The following is a 19,876-nucleotide window of genomic DNA, read 5'->3' on the forward strand; positions in this document are numbered from 1 at the left end:
TCCCACGCCCCGATGGAGTTAGTAGAAGCGTGAACGACATCGGGGCAGGGGACGCGGCCGCACACGAAGCGGCACAAGAGGCACAAGAGGTGGACGCGGTCGTCATAGGCGCCGGGCAGGCGGGCCTGTCCAGCGCCTATCACCTGCGCAGGGTCGGTTTCGAGCCTGACCGGGACTTCGTCGTCCTGGACCACTCGCCCCGCCCCGGCGGTGCGTGGCAGTTCCGCTGGCCCTCGCTCACCTACGGGAAAGTGCACGGCATGCACTCACTCCCGGGGATGGAGCTGACCGGCGCCGACCCCGCGCGCCCCTCTTCGGAAGTCATCCGGGAGTACTTCGAGGCGTACGAGCAGCGCTTCGACCTGCGGGTGCGCCGCCCCGTCGACGTACGGCAGGTGCGGGAAGGCGACGACGGGCGGCTGCTGGTCGAGACCTCGGCCGGGACGTGGGCCACCCGGACGCTGATCAACGCCACGGGCACGTGGGACCGTCCGTTCTGGCCGCGCTACCCGGGCCAGGACACCTTTCGTGGGCGGCAGTTGCATACGGCCGTCTATCCGGGGCCCGAGGCGTTCAGGGGGCAGCGGGTGATCGTCGTGGGCGGCGGGGCCTCGGGCACCCAGCATCTGATGGAGATCGCCCCGTACGCCGCCGAGACCACCTGGGTCACCCGGCGGGAGCCCGTCTTCCGCGAGGGGCCGTTCGACGAGAACTGGGGGCGCTCGGCGGTCGCCATGGTCGAGGAGCGGGTGCGGCAGGGGCTCGCGCCGCAGAGCGTGGTGTCCGTGACCGGGTTGCCCGTCAACGACGCTATCCGGCAGGCGCGGGCCGACGGGGTGCTCGACCGGCTCCCGATGTTCGACCGCATCACGCCGAGCGGTGTCGAGTGGGACGACGGGCGGCACGTGGAGGCCGACGTCATTCTCTGGGCCACCGGATTCCGTGCGGCCATCGAGCACTTGGCGCCGCTGCGGCTGCGCGAGGCCGGAGGCGGCATCCGGATCGAGGGCACCCGCGCCGTCGCCGACCCCCGCGTCCACCTGGTGGGGTACGGGCCATCGGCCAGCACGATCGGCGCGAACCGTGCGGGGCGGGCGGCGGTGCGGGACATCAAACGGCTCCTTGAGGACGTGCCCGTCACGGTGTGAAACCGGGGCGCCCGGCGCTCGTGCCGCCGTCCGAGCGCCGGGCTCCAGCACGTCCGGCGCCCTCAGGTCCCCTGCTTCTTCTGGTCCTTGCTCTTGTTCTTGTTGAACTCAGCCACGTTCTTCTGCTGTTCCTCGAAGCTCGCAGTGAAGCGGGTGTCTCCCGGCTTCACCGTCACGAAGTACAGCCAGTTGCCCTGCGCCGGGGTGGTCGCCGCGCGCATCGCCTCCTCGCCGGGGTTGCCGATAGGAGTGGGGGGCAGACCCATGCGCGCATAGGTGTTGTAAGGGCTGTTGATCTCCGTGTCGCGGTCGCGAGTGTTCAGCGTGGAGCGGTTCAGGGCGTAGTTGATCGTCGAGTCCATCTGCAGCGGCATGCCCTGTTCGAGGCGGTTGAAGATGACCCGGGCCACCTTGCCCATGTCCGCCTTGGAGCCTGCCTCGGCTTCGATGATGCTGGCGATGGTGACGGTCTGGTAGACGTTCACGGCGTTGCGTTCGGCGCCCGCCGTGACGTGGTTGCCGCTGAACTTCTTGGCTGCCGTGTTCACCATGTACGAGAGCACGGACGCGGGGGTCGACTGGTCGCTGATGGGATACGTGGCCGGGAAGAGGTAACCCTCGGGGTTGCCGCGCGCGTCGGCGGGAAGTTTGAGGCCCGCCTTGGGAAGGGCCTTCTTCGTGGTGCCGGCCGGCACATCGAGGACCTTGTCGACGGCCCCGTACACCTGGCTGGAGCGCCAGCCCTCCGGGATGGTCAGTGACTCGGGGCGTCCGTCGTCATCCGGGAGCAGCAGCGGCACCGACACGGCGGTGACCGCCGCGACGGCTCCGGTCGCGATCAGGGCGATCCGGCCCCGACGCGTCAGTCGAATCGTGCCCCGGCGCGGAGTCTTGGTCTGCAGCATGCGGGCACGGTATCCCGCAAATGCCGACATTCCGTGCATATCTTCATGTTGCTGGCTCCAGTTGGGCGTCTCTTCGGACCAGGGCGGCGTAACGGCCGTCCTTCTCCAGGAGTTCCTCGTGGCTGCCGCGCTCGGCGGTCCGGCCCGCTTCCAGGACCACGATCTGGTCGGCGTCGCGGACCGTGGAGAGGCGGTGGGCGATCGTGAGTGTCGTCCGGTCGGCGGACAGGGCGTCGATGGCTTCCTGCACGGCGTGCTCGGTGTGCGTGTCCAGGGCGCTGGTGGCCTCGTCCAGGATGAGCACGGGCGGATCGCGCAGGATCGTACGGGCGATGGCGAGGCGCTGCTTCTCGCCTCCGGAGAAGCGGTGGCCGCGCTCGCCGACCACCGTGTCGTACCCGTCGGGCAGGGACGCGATGTGGTCGTGGATCTGGGCGGCGCCGGCGGCCGCGATCAGTTCCTCGTCCGTGGCGTCGGGCTTGGCGAAGCGCAGGTTCTCGGCGACCGAGGCGTGGAAGAGATACGTCTCCTGGGAGACGACACCGACCGCGCGGGCCAGCGTGTCGAAGTCCAGGTCGCGTACGTCGACGCCGTCGATCGTGACGCGGCCGCCCGTCACGTCGTACAGCCGCGGCACCAGATAGCTGAGGGTCGACTTTCCGGAGCCGGTGGGGCCGACGACGGCCAGGCTGCCGCCGGCGGGGACGGTGATGTCGATGCCGTCGAGGATCGGGCGGCTCTGGCCGTCCTCGCCGTCGTAGCGGAACTCGACGTCCTCGAAGCGGACTTCGCCCTTGATCTTGTCCAGGCGGACCGGGCGCTCGGGTTCGTTGATGTCGATGGGCAGGTCCAGATACTCGAAGATGCGCTGGAAGAGCGCGAGCGAGGTCTGGATCTGTACGCCGGTGGAGAGCAGGCTCACGGTGGGCCGGAACAGGCCCTGCTGGAGCGAGACGAAGGCGACGAGCGTGCCGATCGAGACCGTCGGGCCGCCCATCTGGAAGGCGAGGCCCGCGGTCCAGTAGATGACGGCGGGCATGGCGGCCATGACGATCGAGATGACGGCCATGCGCCAGCGACCCGCCATGTTCGAGCGGACCTCGAGGTCGACGAGGCGCTCGGACTCGTCGGCGAAGGACTTGGTGAGCGAGTCGGCGCGGCCCATCGTGCGGCCGAGCAGGATGCCGCTGACGGAGAGCGATTCGGTGACCGTCGCCGCCATCGCGGCCATCTGCTTCTGCCGCTGCGTGGCTATCTTCTTGCGTTCGCGGCCGACCCGGCGGCTGATCCACACGAAGACGGGCAGCAGGAGCAGCGACACGACCGTCAGGCGCCAGTCGAGGGCGAGCATCGCGACGATCGTGGCGATCACGCTGGTGAGGTTCGAGACCAGGGACGTGGCGGTGGAGGTGACCGTCGCCTGCATGCCGCCGATGTCGCTGGCGATGCGGGACTGGACCTCACCGGTGCGGGTCCTGGTGAAGAAGGCGAGCGACATGCTCTGCAGCCGGCCGTACACGGCGGTGCGCAGGTCGTGCATGACGCGCTGGCCGACGGTCGTGCTGATCAGGGTCTGCAGGACGCCGAAGACGCTGGTGACGACCGCGCTGAGGATCATTCCCAGGGCGAGCAGGCTCAGCAGGCCCGTCCGTCCCTGCGGGATCGCGGTGTCGAGGATCTCCTTCAGCAGGAAGGGGGTGGCGACCGAGACCAGGGAGGCGGCGCCGACCAGCAGGCCGACGACCGCGAGGCGGGCGCGGTAGGGGCGGAAGAGACGGAGGATGCGGCGGACCTGCCGCGGCTGTTCCTCTTGGCCGGGGGCCAGGGGCTGCGGTGTCCACTTGGGTTCGTCGTGAGGCATGGGCTCCTACGGGAGGTGAGACGGCGCCGGCGCACGGGCCGACCGGGGCAGTCGGCACAGGGACCGACGATGAGGGTCGGCAGACATAAGGCCGACGATCATTGAGGGAGCATAGCTCACTGTTACCTACGCTCACAATGCACAAGGTCCTGATAATGTTCCCGCATGAACACCCCGGACGCCGACGGACTGCTCGCCGAACAGCTGCTGCGGCTGACCCGCAGGCTGCACCGCATCCAGAAGCGCCATCTGGTGCCGATCGGCATCACCCCGGCCCAGTCGCGCCTGCTGCGCACCCTCGTGCACTACGACACCCCGCCCCGCATGGCCGACCTGGCCCAGCGCCTCGAGGTGGTCCCGCGCGCCGTGACGAGCCTGGTCGACGGCCTGGAGGCCGGTGACCTCGTGCGCCGCGTCCCCGATCCCACCAACCGCCGGGTGATCCGCATCGAGCTCACGGACGCGGGACGCAAGGCGCTGAGGGAGCTGCGCAGCGCGCGCCGGGCCGCCGCGGAGGACATCCTGGCTCCACTGGACGCCGAGCAGCGCGAGCAGCTGGGCGGCCTCCTGAACGCACTGTTCGATGTGCCGGACGTCCGGCGCTGCTGACCCTGGCCGACTATCCGCCCCTCCGACCGCACGCCCCGCCGAGGAGAGCTCATGCCGATCCTGCAGCCCAAACCGGAGGCCCTGCGCCCCGCGTCGCGCTCGGAGGGTCCGGCTCACGACCGGGTGCCGGACCGGCAGGCCAAGGGCACTCCCGAGCCGCTGCGCTCGGAGCTGACCGCCCTGCTCGGCGGTGACAAGGTCCTGACGAAGATCTCCGACCTCGTGCGGTACGCATCCGACGCGAGCCCCTACCGGTTCGTGCCGCAGGTCGTGGTCGTCGCCGAGGACATCGACGACATCTCCGCCGTCCTGTCGTACGCGCACGGCAGGAGCCGCGAGGTCGTCTTCCGCGCGGCGGGCACCTCGCTCAACGGCCAGGCCCAGGGCGAGGACATCCTGGTCGACGTCCGCAAGCACTGGGCGGGCGTCCAGGTCATCGGCGCCGGCGAGCAGGCCCGCATCGGCCCCGGGACGACGATCCTGCGGGCCAACGCCACGCTCGCCCGGCACGGCCGGGTGCTCGGCCCCGACCCGGCGAGCGCCATCGCCTGCACGGTCGGCGGGGTCGTCGCGAACAACGCGTCAGGGATGACGGCGGGCACCACGCGCAACTCGTACCGCACGGTGGCCTCGCTCAGCTTCGTCCTGCCGACGGGCACGGTCGTCGACACGGCGGACCCGCAGGCCGACGACCAGCTGGCGCACGCCGAACCAGCCTTGTGCGAGGGCCTGTTGGCGATCAAGCGGGAGATCGAGGCGGACCAGGAGCTCACGGCCCGCATCCGCGCCAAGTACGAGATCAAGAACACGAACGGCTACCGCCTGGACGCGTTCCTGGACGGCGCGACGCCGGTTGAGATCCTGCGCGGCCTGATGGTCGGCTCCGAGGGCACCTTCGGGTTCATCTCGGAGGTCGTCTTCGACACGCTTCCGCTGGACCGGCACGTCACCACGGGCCTGCTCTTCTTCCCCTCCCTGCCGGCCGCGGCGGCGGCCGTCCCGCTGTTCAACGAGGCGGGCGCGCTGGCCGTCGAGCTGATGGACGGCAACACCTTGCGCGCCTCGACCAGCGTGGCGGGGGTGCCCGCCGACTGGGCGCGGCTCCCGAAGTCGACGGCCGCGCTCCTGGTGGAGTTCCGCGCCCCGGACGAAGCACGCCAGGAGGCGTACGAAGCAGTGGCAGCCGAGGTCGTCAAGGGGCTCGAACTCGTCGCGCCGGTCGCATCGGTGACCAACGCCTTCACGCGCGACCCGAAGACGATCGGAGGGTACTGGAAGGCCCGCAAGGCCTTCGTGACGGCGGTCGGCGGCTCGCGACCGTCCGGGACGACGCTGATCACCGAGGACTTCGCGGTGCCGCCGTCGCGTCTCGCCGACGCCTGCGGCGCCCTCCTCGAACTCCAGACCCGGCACGGCTTCGACGCGGCCGTCGCGGGGCACGCCGCGCACGGCAATCTGCACTTCCTGCTCGCCTTCGACGCGGGCCTGCCGTCGGACGTGGAACGCTATGCCGCGTTCATGGAGGAATTCTGCAGGCTGACCGTCGAGCGCTTCGACGGCTCGCTCAAGGCCGAGCACGCCACGGGACGCAACATCGCCCCGTTCCTGGAGCTCGAATGGGGCCCGAAGGCCACGGAGTTGATGTGGCGCACCAAGCAGGTCATCGATCCGGACGGTGTGCTCGCGCCGCGCATCGTCCTCGACCGCGACCCGAAGGCACACTTGCGCGGCCTGAAGACGATCCCCAAGGTGGAGCTGATCGCGGATCCCTGCATCGAGTGCGGCTTCTGCGAACCGACCTGCCCCAGCGAGGACTTGACGACCACTCCACGCCAGCGGATCGTGCTGCGCCGCGAGATGATGCGCCAGGCACCCGGCTCCCCGGTCGAGGACGGCCTGGTCGAGGCGTACGGATACGACGCCGTGGACACCTGCGCCGGCGACTCCACCTGCAAGCTCGCCTGCCCCGTGGGCATCGACACGGGCGCCCTGATGAAGGACTTCCGCCACGCACGGCACTCGCCACGCGAGGAGAAGGCGGCCGCCCTCGCCGCCAGGAACTTCAAGGCGGTCGAGGCCGCCGCGCGGCTCGCCGTGGCCGCCGCCGACCGCATCAGCGACCGGCTCCTGACCTCGGTGACGCGCACCGCGCGCAAGGCCGTCCGCCCCGATCTGGTTCCCGAGTGGCTGCCGGACATCCCGGGAGCGGCCGCCCGAAAGCTGCCGCGCACCACGCGCGTGGGCGCGAGCGCCGTCTACTACCCGGCGTGCGTCAACCGCATCTTCGCAAGCCCCGGCGACCGCTCCCTCCCGGAAGCGATCGTTGCCGTCTCCACGCGCGCGGGAAGGCCCGTTTGGATTCCGGACGATGTCGCGGGGACGTGCTGCGCGACGATCTGGCACTCCAAGGGGTACGACAAGGGCAATGCGGTGATGGCCAATCGCATCGTCGAGGCGGCTTGGGGCTGGACAGCGGGCGGCAGGCTGCCCCTCGTCGTGGACGCCTCGTCCTGCACGCTCGGCATCGCGCATGAAGTCGTGCCCTATCTCACCGCCGACAACCGGCAGTTGCACCGGGAGCTGACCGTGGTCGACTCCCTCGTCTGGGCCGCGGACGAACTGCTCCCCCACCTGAGCGTGTACCGCACGGTCGGCTCCGCCGTCCTGCACCCCACCTGCTCCATGAGCCATCTCGGCGACGAGGCCCAGCTGCGCGCCGTCGCCGAGGCCTGCGCGGACGAAGTGGTGGTCCCGGACGACGCGGGCTGCTGCGCCTTCGCGGGCGACCGCGGCATGCTGCACAAGGAGCTGACGGAGTCCGCCACGCGCAAGGAGGCGGCCGAGGTCACCGCCCGCCCCTTCGACGCGCACCTCTCGGCGAACCGCATGTGCGAGGTGGGCATGGACCACGCCACGGGCCGCGCCTACTACTCCGTTCTCCTGGAGCTGGAGCGCGCGACGCGTCCGTGAACACCTCCGAAACACCACCGGCTGATACGGCCGCACAAGTCGCCCCGCACGAGGGCGCGAAATAAATCCAACTCCCTGGCCACTTCGGTCCCTTGCGCCACGCCCGTCCCCCCATCAGGGTGGCATCCGTTCCAGCGCAGGCATCCAAGCCACGGAGGTCCGATGCACGACGAGCACGCGATACCGAACCCTGACGAGTCCACCACCCCTGACGACTCCACCGACGGCGCATCCCGCCGTGCCGTGCTCCGCACCGCCGGCCTCGCGGGGGCCGGGCTCGGCCTCGGCGCCCTCTCCGGCGGCACGGCCCACGCCGACGCCCCACAGGGCGCTCCAGCGGCGCCCGCCGCTGCGGCCTCGGCCGCGGAGGCGCCGCCCCGCAAGGGCAAGACCATGATCGGCGTGCCCTTCGAGCGGCGTTCCACGGTGCGCGTCGGCATCGTCGGGCTCGGCAATCGCGGCGGCAGCATGATCGACCTGTTCCTGGCGATCCCGGGGGTGAAGGTCGTCGCGCTCTGCGACCCGGTCAAGGACAAGACCGCGGCCGCCGCGAAGAAGGTCACCGACGCGGGCCAGCCCGCACCGGCGACGTACACCAAGGGCGATCACGACTTCGAGAACCTGTGCAAGCGCGGGGACATCGACTTCGTGTACGTGGCGACGCCCTGGGACTGGCACTTCGACATGGCCAAGTCGGCGATGCTGAACGGCAAGCACGTCGGCGTGGAGTGTCCCGTCTCCCTCCAGCTCGACCAGCTCTGGGAACTGGTCGACCTCTCCGAGCGGACCCGCAGACACTGCATGCAGTTGGAGAACTGCTGTTACGGCAAGAACGAGATGCGCGTCCTGCGCATGGCCCACGCGGGCAAGTTCGGTGATCTGCTGCACGGTGCGGGCGCCTACAACCACGACCTGCGCGGCCTGATGTTCGACCCGGACTACTACGAGGGCCCCTGGCGGCGCCTGTGGCACACGCGGCTGCGTGGCGACCTCTACCCGAACCACGGCTTCGGCCCGGTCTCCAACTACATGGACATCAACCGCGGCGACCGCGTCACGCACATCTCCAGCTTCGGCACGCCCGCCCTCGGTCTCGCCGAGTACCGCAAGGCGCACATGCCCGCGGGCGACCCGAGCTGGAAGGAGACGTACATCGAGAGCGACCGCACCATCAGCCTCGTCCAGACGGCGAAGGGGCGGGTGATCCGTCTGGAGCACGACGTCTCGACCCCCCACCCCTACAGCCGCATCAACAGCCTCGGCGGCACGAAGGGCGTCTTCGAGGACTACCCCGAGCGCATCTACATCGAGCCGGACCACACGGACGACAAGTGGCACGACTTCGGCAAGTACGCCGCGGACTTCGACCACTGGCTGTGGAAGGAGCACTCCAACCCGCCGGGCGGGCACGGCGGCATGGACTACATCATGATCTTCCGTCTGATGCAGACCATGCAGCTCGGCCTCGTGCCGGACTTCGACGTCTACGACGCCGCGGTCTGGACGTCGCCCGTCCCCCTGAGCCATCTGTCGATCAAGGCGAAGGGCGCGCCGCAGGCGATCCCTGACTTCACTCGCGGGCTGTGGAAGAAGGCGCGTCCGGGAGTGGACTCGTCGAAGCCGCAGGCGTAAGGGACTTGGGCCCGGCGGTGCTCAGATCGGCACTGCCGGGCTCGTCCGCCTGTTCCGGTACGAACGCGATCTCGCCGCCGAGCACCTTCTTCGCCCGCGCCGTGTCCAGAGCGCCTTCCCAGCGCGAGACCACGAAGACGGCGACGCAGTTGCCGAGCAGGTTCGTGGCGACGCGCATGGCGTCCATGATGCGGTCCACGCCGAGCAGCAGCGCGACCGCGCCGGCCGGGATGACCCCGAGCGCGGAGGCGGTCGCGGAGAGCGCCAGGAACGCCGAACCGGGCACGCCCGCCATGCCCTTGCTGGTCAGCATCAGGACGAGGACCACGGTGATCTGCTGGCCCAGGCTCAGGTCCACGCCCACGGCCTGCGCGATGAACAACGTACCGACGGAGAGGTAGATCGAGGCGCCGTCGAGGTTGAAGGAGTACCCCGTCGGCAGGACAAGGCCCACCGCGTCGTCGCGGCAGCCCGCCTGGCGCAGTTTCTGCATCATGCGCGGCATGACGGCCTCGCTGGAGGCCGTGCCGAGCGCGAGCAGCATCTCCTCGCGCGTGTAGCGGACGAACTTCCACAGGCTCAGGCCGGTCAACGCCTTGAGGGCGACGCCGAGCAGGACGAGGAAGAGCAGGGCCACCGCGTAACAGACGCCGATGAGCTTGCCGTACGTCGACAGGGCGCCGAGCCCGTACTCCCCCACCAGGTGCGCGGTCGCGCCGAAGACGGCGAGCGGTGCCAGCTTCATGATGAAGCCGACGATCGCGAAGACGATCTCCTGGCCCTGCTCGATGGCGGGCAGGATCGCGGGGACCTTCGTGTTGCCCAGGTGCAGCAGGGCCGCGCCCACCAGGCAGGACAGGACGAGGACTTGGAGCAGCGAGTTCTCGGCGAAGGCGCCGATCGCGCTGTCGGGCAGCGAGTGCAGGATGAATTCGCTGGTCGAGGGAAGTTCACCGCCGCCGGTCTTCTCGTCGACGGCCGAGGCGTCGAGTGTGGAGGGGTCGACGTTCATGCCGGTGCCGGGGCTGACGAGGTTTCCGGCGACCAGGCCGACGACGAGGGCGATCGTGGTCGCGACCTCGAACCAGATGAGGGCCTTGATCCCGATGCGGCCGAAGGCCTTGAGGTCTCCGGCCTTGGTGATTCCGGCGACGACCACGCAGAACACGAGCGGGGCGATCATCGCCTTGATGAGACGTACGAAGCCGTTGCCGAGCGGTTGGACGGCCGTGCCCGCGTCGGGCCACAGCCTTCCGACGAGGACTCCGAGCACCAACGCACAGGCGACCTGCGCGAACAGTGAGGTTCGCAATGTGCGTGCTACGCGTCGCGGTAGGGACGGTACGGACTGCGGCACGGGCACTCCTGTAGTGAGGCTTCAACTTACTTCTGCCATACGGAACTTTCTTTCCGCGAGGCGTCACTATGGCGGAGTGCCCGCTTCCGTAAAAGACCTCCAGATCACATCGGCGTAAATCTTGGATCTTGCTCCAAACCCCGGGAGCCGGCCGTCGAAATGCGATGTACCGACGGCATGTACGGCGGGCCTTCGATCACCGCAATGCGTAGTGCGAAGCCCGGCAGGTGGACGCGCGGGCTAGGCCTTCAAGTTCGCCTTGTCACCCATCAGCACGACCGGGTGCTGCTTCGGGTCGAGGTTCTTCAGGAGGTACTTCATGCCCTGTTTCGACAGGCTGACGCAGCCCGACGTGCCGCTTCCGTGGTCCATGTGCAGCCAGATGCTCCCGCCCTTGGACTGGCCCTGGGGGCGGGTCGGGTCGTTGGGCGGGGTGCCCTTGGCGCGGTTGTAGTCGATCGCGATGACGTAGTCGAAGTCGTGCCAGTGCGTCTTGGGCCAGTAGTGCGGGGCCTGCATCGACGTGCTCTGGGTGTACGGGAACTTCGCGCCCGGGTCGGCGAGGACGCCGCCCGCGTCAGTGAGCGTGAAGACGCCGACCGGGCTGCGCTTGTCGTTCTCGCGGTGGTCGGTCGTCCAGCCCTTCTTGCCGTTGTGCGCGGCCCAGCTGCGGGTCTTGTCCCAGGTCGAGCCGGACTTCTCGTACAGGACGGCGGTGGACTTCGCCGAGTCCTCGCCCTCTCCGTAGACCGCGACGACCTGGCGGGAGTTCTTGGGGATCTTGTTCTGAAGGCGGTCGCCCACGTCGGGGATGCGTTTGAGGTCGGTCGTCTCCGACGCCTCGGCTCTTTTCGCCCGGCCCGCGTCGTCGTTCTTCGCTCCGGCCTTCGCCCCGCCGTCCGAGCTTCCACAGGACGTCAGAAGAACACCGCAGGCCGCGAGGGCGGCCGCCGTTCGCACCGCACCGGCTATACGCATGCGTCCATGGTCGCACTCGGTTCACGTGAGCCGTCCCGGTGCCCGGCCCCGGGCGGAGAAGGGGCCGAATCTTTACTCCCCGACGGAAAATCGTTTGCTTCGCGCCACCGTCCGAGGCGAACCTTTCACGGCCTGTTACCGCCCCTCGATGGCAGCTGCCTCCGCAACTGGAGCTGCTGCTCCGCCCGTTCACCACCGCCCGTTCACCACCGTCCGTTCACCACCGTCCGTTCACGCCGGCATGCTCCGCCGAACCGACGGTCCGTCTCTCCGACCCCGACCCTGGGACGTCACACGTCATGCAGATTCGCGATCTTCCGTACACCGACCCGGGCATGCCGGATGCCCGCTCGGGCCCCCACTTCCTGCGCTGGCTCGGGCGGAACCAGCTCGACGGCCAGCTGAAGTCGCTCGCCTGGGGCCTCCTGCACTTCGGCTCCATCGCGGTGATCCCCTACCTCGTCGGCTTCGCCGTGCAGGCTGTCGTCGACCGCTCCGGGGGGCGCCTCGGCATCGCGGGCGCGGTAATGGCGCTGTGCGGCATCGCCATCGCGCTGGGCGACACCATGCTGCACCGCACGGCGGTCACCAACTGGATCACCGCGGCCGCCCGTGTCCAGCAGCTCCTGGCCCGCAAGACCGCGCAGCTCGGCTCGGCGCTCACGCGGCGCGTCGCCGCCGGTGAAGTGGTGGCGGTGTCCACCGGTGACGTCGAGAAGATCGGCTGGTTCGTGGAGGCCATCTCGCGGTTCACGGCGGCCGCACTCACGGTCGTCTTCGTCTGCGTGGGCGTCGTCATCTACCAGCCCGCTCTCGGCGTGCTCGTCGCGGTGGGTGTGCCGGTGCTCGCGCTCGCCGTGCTTCCGCTGCTGCCGCGCGCCACCCGGCGGGCCGACCACCAGCGCGAGAAGGCCGGGCGAGCTACCGAACTCGCCTCGGACACCGTGGCGGGGCTGCGGGTGCTGCGCGGCATCGGCGGCGAGGAACTCTTCCTCGACCGCTACCGCCGTGCCTCGCAGGAGGTGCGTACGGCCGCCGTGCGCAGCGCCCGGATGTGGGCGGCGATCTCGGCGGTGCAGGTGCTGCTGCCGGGGCTGCTCCTGATCGTGGTCGTCTGGCACGGCGTGAACCTGGCCCGCGAGGGCCGGATCACCGTCGGCGAACTGGTCACCGTCTACAGCGCGGTCACGATGCTGACCTACCCCTTGCGGCACTTCGAGGAGATCGCGATGGCCTACAGCTTCTCGCGCCCCTCGGCCAAGCGTGCCGCCCGGGTGCTCGCGCTCCAGCGCACGACGCATGCCGGTGACGGAACGCACGACGTCACTCGGACGGTGCCCACGGGTGATCTCTACGACCCGGCGACCGGACTCCTGGCCCCGTCGGGCCGTCTCACCGCCGTCGTGTGCGGCGACCCGGACGAGGCGGGACGGCTCGCCGAACGACTCGGCGGGCACGCGGCGTTCGACGACGCGGAGGAGCTGCCGTCCGTGCTGCTCGGCGGGGTACCGCTGGACGAGGCGCCGCTGGCCACCGCCCGCACCGCCGTCCTCGTACAGGACAAGGACCCGGTGCTGCTCTCCGGCACGCTCCGCGGACTCCTCGACGTACCGGCGTCGGGAGCGGTGAGCGCCGACGAAGCCCTGGAGGCCGCCCAGTGCGCCGATGTTCTGGACGCCCTGGCGCAGGCTTCGGTGGGCGAGGCCCCGCTGGACGCCCATGTCACCGAGCGCGGACGTTCCCTGTCGGGCGGGCAGCGGCAACGGCTCGCGCTGGCCCGCTCGTTGATCGCCGACCCCGAGGTCCTCGTGCTCGACGAGCCGACGTCCGCCGTCGACTCGCACACCGAGGCGCGGATCGCCGACGGCGTCAAGGGGCTGCGCAAGGGGCGGACGACGGTGGTCCTCACGTCGTCGCCGCTGCTCCTCGACCGGGCCGAGCGCGTGGTCCTCCTCCACGAGGGCGAGGTCGCGGCGGTGGGCGTGCACCGCGAACTGGTGCACAGCGACCCGCGCTACCGGGCGGTCGTGACGCGTGAGACGGACGAGGAACAGGCCTCAGTGAAACTGACCCACACCGAGATCGACATCGAGGAGACGGCATGATCGGCCTGGCGCCACCGGAGTACGACCCGGCGGCCCCGACCACCGCGGACACCCTGCCCGTGGGCGCGCCCGCGACGGTAGGGGCCTACGTACGCGAGCTGGTCAAGCGGCACCGCCGGGCCTTCGCCCTGCTCATCACGGTCAACACCTGCGCCGTGATCGCCTCGATGGCCGGTCCCTACCTGCTGGGCGATCTGGTCGAGAACGTCGCGGACAGCGCCCGTGACCTCCATCTGGGGCGCACCATCGGCCTGTTCACCGTCGCCCTGCTCGTGCAGGCCTTCTTCGTCCATCAGGTGCGGCTGCGCGGCGCGATGCTCGGTGAGCGGATGCTGGCCGATCTGCGCGAGGACTTCCTCGTGCGGTCGGTCGGGCTGCCGCCGGGTGTGCTGGAGCGGGCCGGGACGGGTGATCTCCTTTCGCGGATCACCACGGACGTCGACCGGCTCGCGAACGCCATGCGGGAGGCGGTGCCGCAGCTCGCGATCGGCGTGGTGTGGGCGGGGCTCCTGGTCGGCGGTCTCGCCGTGACGGCGCCGCCGCTTGCGCCCGCCGTCCTCGTCGCGGTGCCGCTGCTCGTCGTCGGCTGCCGCTGGTACTTCAAGCGGGCGCCCTCCGCCTACCGTTCGGAGGCCGCGGGATACGCCGCTGTCGCCGCGGCCCTCGCCGAGACCATCGACGCGGGGCGCACGGTGGAGGCCCACCGGCTCGGGAAGCGCCGCGTGGAGCTGTCGGAGCGCCGTATCAAGGAATGGACGGCATGGGAACGACACACTCTCTACCTGCGCTCCGTGCTCTTCCCGGTCATCACCTTCACCCACACGATCGTGCTCTGCTCCGTCCTGATGATCGGCGGCGCGTTCGTCCTCCAGGGCTGGATCGGTATCGGCCAGCTGGCCACGGGCGCACTGATCGCACAGATGCTCGTCGACCCACTGGGAATCATCCTGCGCTGGTACGACGAGCTGCAGGTCGCCCAGGTCTCGCTGGCCCGCCTGGTCGGCGTACGGGACATCGAACCGGACGCGGGCGACGGCTCCGTCACTCCTGACGGACGCGATGTGCTCGCGGACGATGTGCACTTCGGCTACCGCGCGGGCGTCGACGTCCTTCGGGAGGTGTCACTCGCCGTCGAGCCTGGCTCGCGCGTCGCCCTGGTCGGCCCGTCGGGCGCGGGCAAGTCCACGCTCGGCAGGCTGCTCGCCGGGATCTACGCACCGCGCAACGGTCACGTGACGCTGGGCGGGGCCGAGCTGTCGGCCATGCCGGCGGAGGAAGTCCGCTCGCACGTGGCGCTGGTCAACCAGGAGCACCACGTCTTCGTGGGCTCGCTGCGCGACAACCTCTTGCTGGCCAGGACCGGGGCCCGGGACGCCGAACTGTGGGCGGCGCTCGGCGCGGTCGACGCGGACACCTGGGCACAGACCCTGAGCGAGGGCCTGGATACCGAGGTGGGCTCGGGCGGCTTCGCCCTCACCCCGGCACAGGCCCAGCAGATCGCCCTTGCCCGCCTGGTCCTCGCCGACCCGCACACCTTGGTCCTCGACGAGGCGACCTCGCTCCTGGACCCGCGCGCGGCACGCCACCTGGAGCGCTCCCTCGCGCGCGTCCTGGACGGCCGCACGGTCGTCGCCATCGCCCACCGGCTGCACACCGCGCACGACGCGGATGTCATCGCGGTGGTCGAGAACGGCCGGATCAGCGAGCTGGGCAGCCATGACGAGCTGGTGGGAGCGGGCGGCGCGTACGCGGCGCTCTGGCGGTCCTGGCACGGGTAGCGGTGCCGCGGCGGGACGGAGCGGCCCTTCTCGCTCTGTCCCGCCGAAGAGGACCGAAGCGAGAAGAGCCGCCGTGCGGTCAACTGCCCCCGGAATCGGCGTTGTCGAGCACCTCGCGCAGCCTGAGCGCGAATTCGTCCGGCTTGCCCGGGTATCCGGACTCACCGTCCGTGAAGCCGCCGTGGTGACTCGGGAACACGGTCGGACGCTGCCCCAGGAGCGCGGCTGCCGCCTCCGAGGTACGCCAGGTGAGCACGCCCTCCGACTCCTCCCCCACCGCGATCACGATCCGCGTCGATGCCGCGGCGAGCGCGCCCACGTCGAGCTGATACCCACTGACCGCCCATGACCGGTCGGAGAGCAGCGGGTCGCCGCGCGAGCCGTCGTCCTCCGTCGGCAGGCCGAACGCGGCAGGATCGGGCGCGGGCTCGGCGAAGTAGGCGTCGGTGTACTCGCCCTGCCAAGACGTCATCGCGATAAAAGCCGCCATACCGGCACCCCAGCCGCTCTTGTCGTACGCCGCCAGAACACCGGCCCTTGCGCGCTCGGCCGCCGGGGCGTCGGGAAGCAGGGCGAGCAGCGGCGGCTCGTGCGCGACCAGGGTGGTCACGTCGTCGGGATCGGCCGCCACCAGTGCCAGCGCGACCACCGCTCCACCGCTGCTCCCGAACAGTTCGACGGGCCCGGCCCCCAGCGCCTGTATCAAGGCGTGCACGTCGCCGGCCTGGACCGTGGGGTCATGGTCGGTCCTGCCGTCGCTGCGGCTGCTGCGGCCGAGGCCACGTGGGTCGTAGGTGACCACGGTGCGGTCGGGGAAGCGGGCCGCCAGAGCTCCGAACTCTTCGGCGGTCATGGGCTGGCCGATCATGAGCAGCGGGGGCCGCCCGTCCGCCGTCGGCACCGGGCCGCGGACGTCGTAGGCGAGCTCTGCCCCACGTGTGGTGAGCATGTGCGTTGTCATGGCCGTGTAGACCCTGACCACGGCCGGAACTCATCGCCGGGGGCAGTACCGCACGAGAATCCGCCGTCAGATGAAGTTCCCCAGACGAACTTCCCCAGATGAACTTCCTCAGATGAAGTTCAGTGCCGCCGCCCCGCCCACTCCCCCGAGCAGCATGAAGGCCGGCATCAGGACCTTCAGCTCGATCCAGCTGCCCGCCCGGAACCGCATCAGCTTCGGCGGTCCCACGGGGTACCAGCGCTTGCGGCCGATGGGGATGGGCCACAGGATCGGGCAGCCGGAGACCGTGAGCGCGTCCCCGATGTCGTGCACCAGGGCGCCGAGCACGACCGGCAGCCCCAGCCAGAGGTACTCCTGGCCCGGTGCGGTGAACAGCCAGTCCGCGCCGTTCCCGGGCTTGTCCAGGATCCCGGCGAGGATCCAGGCGCTCGTCGCGGCGAGCAGCCACACCAGCACATCGCTGCTCGACCCCCGCGCGGCCCGCCACAGCAGGCCTTCGATGGCGAGCACCATGTGGACGAAGAGCAGCGCGAGAACCGCCCAGCGGCCGCCGAAGATGGCGAGAGCGGAAGAGCCGGCCCCGATCAGGACGGCCCACAGCCAGGTGTGCGTGAGGGTGCGGTGTCCGCCGGCCCGGCGCGGGTCGCCCTGCTTGCGGGTGGCCTTGTAGACGGCGGCCGAGAGCTTGTCGACGATCTCGCACAGGCCTCGCGAGACGGGTCCGAAGGCCCGCGAGATGGTCGCCGACTTGTGGTCGAGGTCGGGCGCGAGCGCGGCCCCGGCGCAGATCAAGGCTCCGACGAGGAGGACCGGCCAGGGCATCGTGTGCCCCGCGGCCGCCGCGGCCGCTCCGACGCCGAGCCAGGCCGCCGCCCCCGACAGTGAGTGTGCCGGACCCATCATGGCTGTTCCCCGCCCCATTTCTGTTGTGCTGACGCCCCGTTGGCCACACAGCGTAGCGTTCGTGATCTTCGTACAGACCGCCGGTTCCCGGATCGGGACAGAAGGAAGGCAAGATGGGGGTGTGACCCTTATTGATCAGCTGCCGCCGGATGCCGACCCCGATGCCCTCTTCGAAGCCTTCTCCTCGTGGGCCGAGGAGACGGGGATCACTCTCTATCCGGCTCAGGAGGAGGCGCTGATCGAGGTGGTCTCCGGAGCCAACGTGATCTTGTCCACTCCGACCGGCTCCGGAAAGAGCCTGGTCGCGGCGGGTGCGCACTTCACGGCGCTGGCCCAGGACAAGGTCACCTTCTACACGGCGCCGATCAAGGCGCTGGTGTCGGAGAAGTTCTTCGACCTGTGCAAGCTCTTCGGCACCGAGAACGTCGGCATGCTGACCGGCGACGCGTCCGTGAACTCCGACGCCCCCGTCATCTGCTGCACGGCCGAGGTCCTCGCGTCGATCGCGCTGCGGGACGGCAAGAACGCCGACGTCGGCCAGGTCGTGATGGACGAGTTCCATTTCTACGCGGAGGGGGACCGCGGCTGGGCCTGGCAGATCCCGATCCTCGAGCTGCCGCAGGCGCAGTTCATCCTCATGTCCGCGACGCTCGGCGACGTCTCGATGTTCGAGAAGGACCTGACACGGCGCACGGGACGCCCCACGTCGGTGGTCCGCTCCGCGACCCGCCCCGTCCCTCTGTCGTACGAGTACCGTCTGACGCCGATCACGGAGACGCTCACCGAGCTCCTCGAGACCAAGCAGGCGCCGGTCTACATCGTGCACTTCACGCAGGCACAGGCCGTCGAGCGCGCGCAGTCGCTGATGAGCATCAACATGTGCACGCGTGAGGAGAAGGACAAGATCGCCGAGCTGATCGGCAGCTTCCGCTTCACCACCAAGTTCGGCCGCAACCTCTCGCGGTACGTCCGCCACGGGATCGGCGTGCACCACGCGGGCATGCTGCCCAAGTACCGGCGTCTCGTCGAGAAGCTGGCGCAGGCCGGTCTCCTGAAGGTCATCTGCGGCACGGACACCCTCGGCGTCGGTGTCAACGTCCCGATCCGCACGGTCCTTTTCACCGCCCTCACCAAGTACGACGGCACGCGCGTACGGACCCTGCGCGCCCGGGAGTTCCACCAGATCGCGGGCCGCGCGGGACGCGCGGGCTTCGACACGGCGGGCCTGGTCGTGGCGCAGGCGCCCGAGCACGTCATCGAGAACGAGAAGGCGCTCAACAAGGCGGGCGACGACCCTAAGAAGCGCCGCAAGGTAGTGCGCAAAAAGGCGCCCGAGGGCTTCGTGGGGTGGACCGAGGCCGGGTTCGAGAAGCTCATCAACTCCGAGCCCGAGCCGCTGACCTCCCGCTTCCGCGTCACGCACACCATGCTCCTCGCGGTGATCGCCCGCCCGGGCAACGCCTTCGAGGCGATGCGTCACCTTCTTGAGGACAACCACGAGCCGCGCAAGCAGCAGCTGCGCCACATCCGCCGCGCCATCGCCATCTACCGCTCGCTGCTCGACGGCGGCGTGGTCGAGAAGCTCGACGAGCCGGACGCCTCGGGCCGCATCGTGCGTCTGACGGTCGACCTGCAGCAGGACTTCGCGCTCAACCAGCCGCTGTCGACGTTCGCCCTCGCCGCCTTCGACCTGCTCGACCAGGAATCCCCCTCGTACGCCCTCGACATGGTGTCCGTCGTCGAGTCCACCCTGGACGATCCGCGTCAGATCCTCGCCGCCCAGCAGAACAAGGCACGCGGCGAGGCCGTGGCCCTGATGAAGGCGGACGGCGTCGAGTACGAGGACCGCATGGAGCGGCTCCAGGACATCACGTACCCCAAGCCGCTGGAGGAGCTCCTCTTCCACGCGTACAACACCTACAAGACGAGCCACCCGTGGGTCGGCGACCACCCGCTCTCCCCCAAGTCCGTGATCCGCGACATGTACGAACGGGCGCTGTCCTTCACGGAGTTCACGTCCTTCTACGAGCTCGCCCGCACCGAGGGCATCGTGCTGCGCTACCTCGCGAGCGCGTACAAGGCCCTTGAGCACACCATCCCGGACGACCTGAAGTCCGAGGACCTGGAAGACCTCATCGCCTGGCTCGGCGAGATGGTCCGACAGGTCGACTCCAGCCTCCTCGACGAGTGGGAGCAGCTCGCCAACCCCGAGGTCATGACGGCGGAGGAGGCCCAGGAGAAGGCCGATCAGGTCAAGCCGGTCACGGCCAACGCCCGCGCCTTCCGCGTCCTGGTCCGCAACGCCCTCTTCCGCCGCGTCGAGCTCGCCGCGCTCGACCACGTCGAGGAGCTGGGCGAACTGGACGCCGATTCCGGCTGGGACGCGGACGCCTGGGGCGCGGCCATGGACAAGTACTGGGACGAGTACGAAGATCTCGGCACCGGTCCCGACGCCCGCGGACCCAAGCTGCTGCTCATCGAGGAGGAGCCGGAGCACGGTCTGTGGCGCGTCCGGCAGACGTTCGCCGACCCGAACGGCGACCATGACTGGGGTATCAGCGCGGAGGTCGATCTCGCGGCCTCCGACGAGGAGGGCCGCGCCGTCGTCCGCGTCACCGACGTCGGCCAGCTCTGACCGCTGACCGCACCGAGCTTCCCCCCGGACAGGA

13 protein-coding genes are annotated in these 19,876 nt (G+C 69.9%); 7 read left to right on the plus strand and 6 right to left on the minus strand.

The features are described from left to right. Nucleotides 1-29 precede the first annotated feature (29 nt). Nucleotides 30-1,148, plus strand: a complete 1,119-nt coding sequence (locus E5671_RS05750) for an NAD(P)-binding domain-containing protein (protein ID WP_336605674.1) — start codon at nucleotides 30-32, stop codon at nucleotides 1,146-1,148. A gap of 62 nt (nucleotides 1,149-1,210) precedes the next feature. Here the strand turns inward: E5671_RS05750 and mltG are convergent, their stop codons facing one another. Both mltG and E5671_RS05760 read right to left on the minus strand, forming a co-directional pair. After that, nucleotides 1,211-2,050, minus strand: coding sequence for an endolytic transglycosylase MltG (gene mltG / locus E5671_RS05755; RefSeq protein WP_160510007.1), 840 nt, complete (start codon nucleotides 2,048-2,050; stop codon nucleotides 1,211-1,213). A gap of 46 nt (nucleotides 2,051-2,096) precedes the next feature. Continuing rightward, nucleotides 2,097-3,914 (minus strand): ABC transporter ATP-binding protein, encoded by a 1,818-nt coding sequence (locus E5671_RS05760; protein ID WP_160502752.1) that lies wholly within the window; start codon nucleotides 3,912-3,914, stop codon nucleotides 2,097-2,099. Between the two features lie 165 nt (nucleotides 3,915-4,079). On the opposite strand from E5671_RS05760, the gene E5671_RS05765 reads away from it, so the two are divergent. From E5671_RS05765 to E5671_RS05775, 3 genes are all read left to right on the plus strand, one after another. Next, entirely contained in the window at nucleotides 4,080-4,523 is a 444-nt protein-coding gene (locus E5671_RS05765) for a MarR family winged helix-turn-helix transcriptional regulator (RefSeq protein WP_160502753.1), read from the plus strand. Nucleotides 4,524-4,574: 51 nt separating this feature from the next. Beyond that, the gene (locus E5671_RS05770; RefSeq protein ID WP_160502754.1) at nucleotides 4,575-7,493 is read left to right on the plus strand and encodes an FAD-binding and (Fe-S)-binding domain-containing protein; all 2,919 of its coding nucleotides are present in this window, start codon (nucleotides 4,575-4,577) and stop codon (nucleotides 7,491-7,493) included. A 162-nt stretch (nucleotides 7,494-7,655) separates the two neighbouring features. After that, the gene (locus tag E5671_RS05775) at nucleotides 7,656-9,125 is read left to right on the plus strand and encodes a Gfo/Idh/MocA family protein (protein WP_160502755.1); all 1,470 of its coding nucleotides are present in this window, start codon (nucleotides 7,656-7,658) and stop codon (nucleotides 9,123-9,125) included. Here the strand turns inward: E5671_RS05775 and E5671_RS05780 are convergent. Together E5671_RS05780 and E5671_RS05785 are read right to left on the minus strand one after the other, a co-directional pair. Continuing rightward, nucleotides 9,064-10,482 (minus strand): cation:dicarboxylate symporter family transporter, encoded by a 1,419-nt coding sequence (locus E5671_RS05780; protein ID WP_160502756.1) that lies wholly within the window; start codon nucleotides 10,480-10,482, stop codon nucleotides 9,064-9,066. The genes E5671_RS05775 and E5671_RS05780 overlap by 62 nt on opposite strands. A gap of 240 nt (nucleotides 10,483-10,722) precedes the next feature. Further along, nucleotides 10,723-11,460, minus strand: a complete 738-nt coding sequence (locus E5671_RS05785) for a L,D-transpeptidase family protein (RefSeq protein WP_160502757.1) — start codon at nucleotides 11,458-11,460, stop codon at nucleotides 10,723-10,725. 299 nt (nucleotides 11,461-11,759) lie between these two features. Between E5671_RS05785 and E5671_RS05790 the strand changes: the two genes are divergently transcribed. Beyond that, complete coding sequence (locus tag E5671_RS05790) at nucleotides 11,760-13,565, plus strand: ABC transporter transmembrane domain-containing protein (protein ID WP_160502758.1); 1,806 nt, start codon at nucleotides 11,760-11,762, stop codon at nucleotides 13,563-13,565. Continuing rightward, nucleotides 13,562-15,343, plus strand: a complete 1,782-nt coding sequence (locus E5671_RS05795; protein ID WP_160502759.1) for an ABC transporter ATP-binding protein — start codon at nucleotides 13,562-13,564, stop codon at nucleotides 15,341-15,343. Before E5671_RS05790 ends, E5671_RS05795 begins: the two co-directional genes overlap by 4 nt. Before the next feature lie 79 nt (nucleotides 15,344-15,422). On the opposite strand, the gene E5671_RS05800 is transcribed toward E5671_RS05795, so the two are convergent. Further along, nucleotides 15,423-16,304, minus strand: coding sequence for an alpha/beta fold hydrolase (locus E5671_RS05800; RefSeq protein WP_160502760.1), 882 nt, complete (start codon nucleotides 16,302-16,304; stop codon nucleotides 15,423-15,425). A gap of 108 nt (nucleotides 16,305-16,412) precedes the next feature. Then, a complete protein-coding gene (locus tag E5671_RS05805) occupies nucleotides 16,413-17,207 on the minus strand; it encodes a metal-dependent hydrolase (protein ID WP_160502761.1) in 795 nt (264 codons plus the stop codon). Here E5671_RS05805 and E5671_RS05810 point away from each other — a divergent pair. Next, on the plus strand, nucleotides 17,206-19,842 hold the full coding sequence (locus E5671_RS05810) for a DEAD/DEAH box helicase (RefSeq protein WP_237330111.1): 2,637 nt from the start codon (nucleotides 17,206-17,208) through the stop codon (nucleotides 19,840-19,842). The two genes, E5671_RS05805 and E5671_RS05810, sit on opposite strands and share 2 nt — an antisense overlap. Nucleotides 19,843-19,876: the final 34 nt, after the last annotated feature.

This window comes from Streptomyces sp. BA2, assembly GCF_009769735.1.
In the GTDB taxonomy this organism is placed as follows: Bacteria; Actinomycetota; Actinomycetes; order Streptomycetales; family Streptomycetaceae; genus Streptomyces.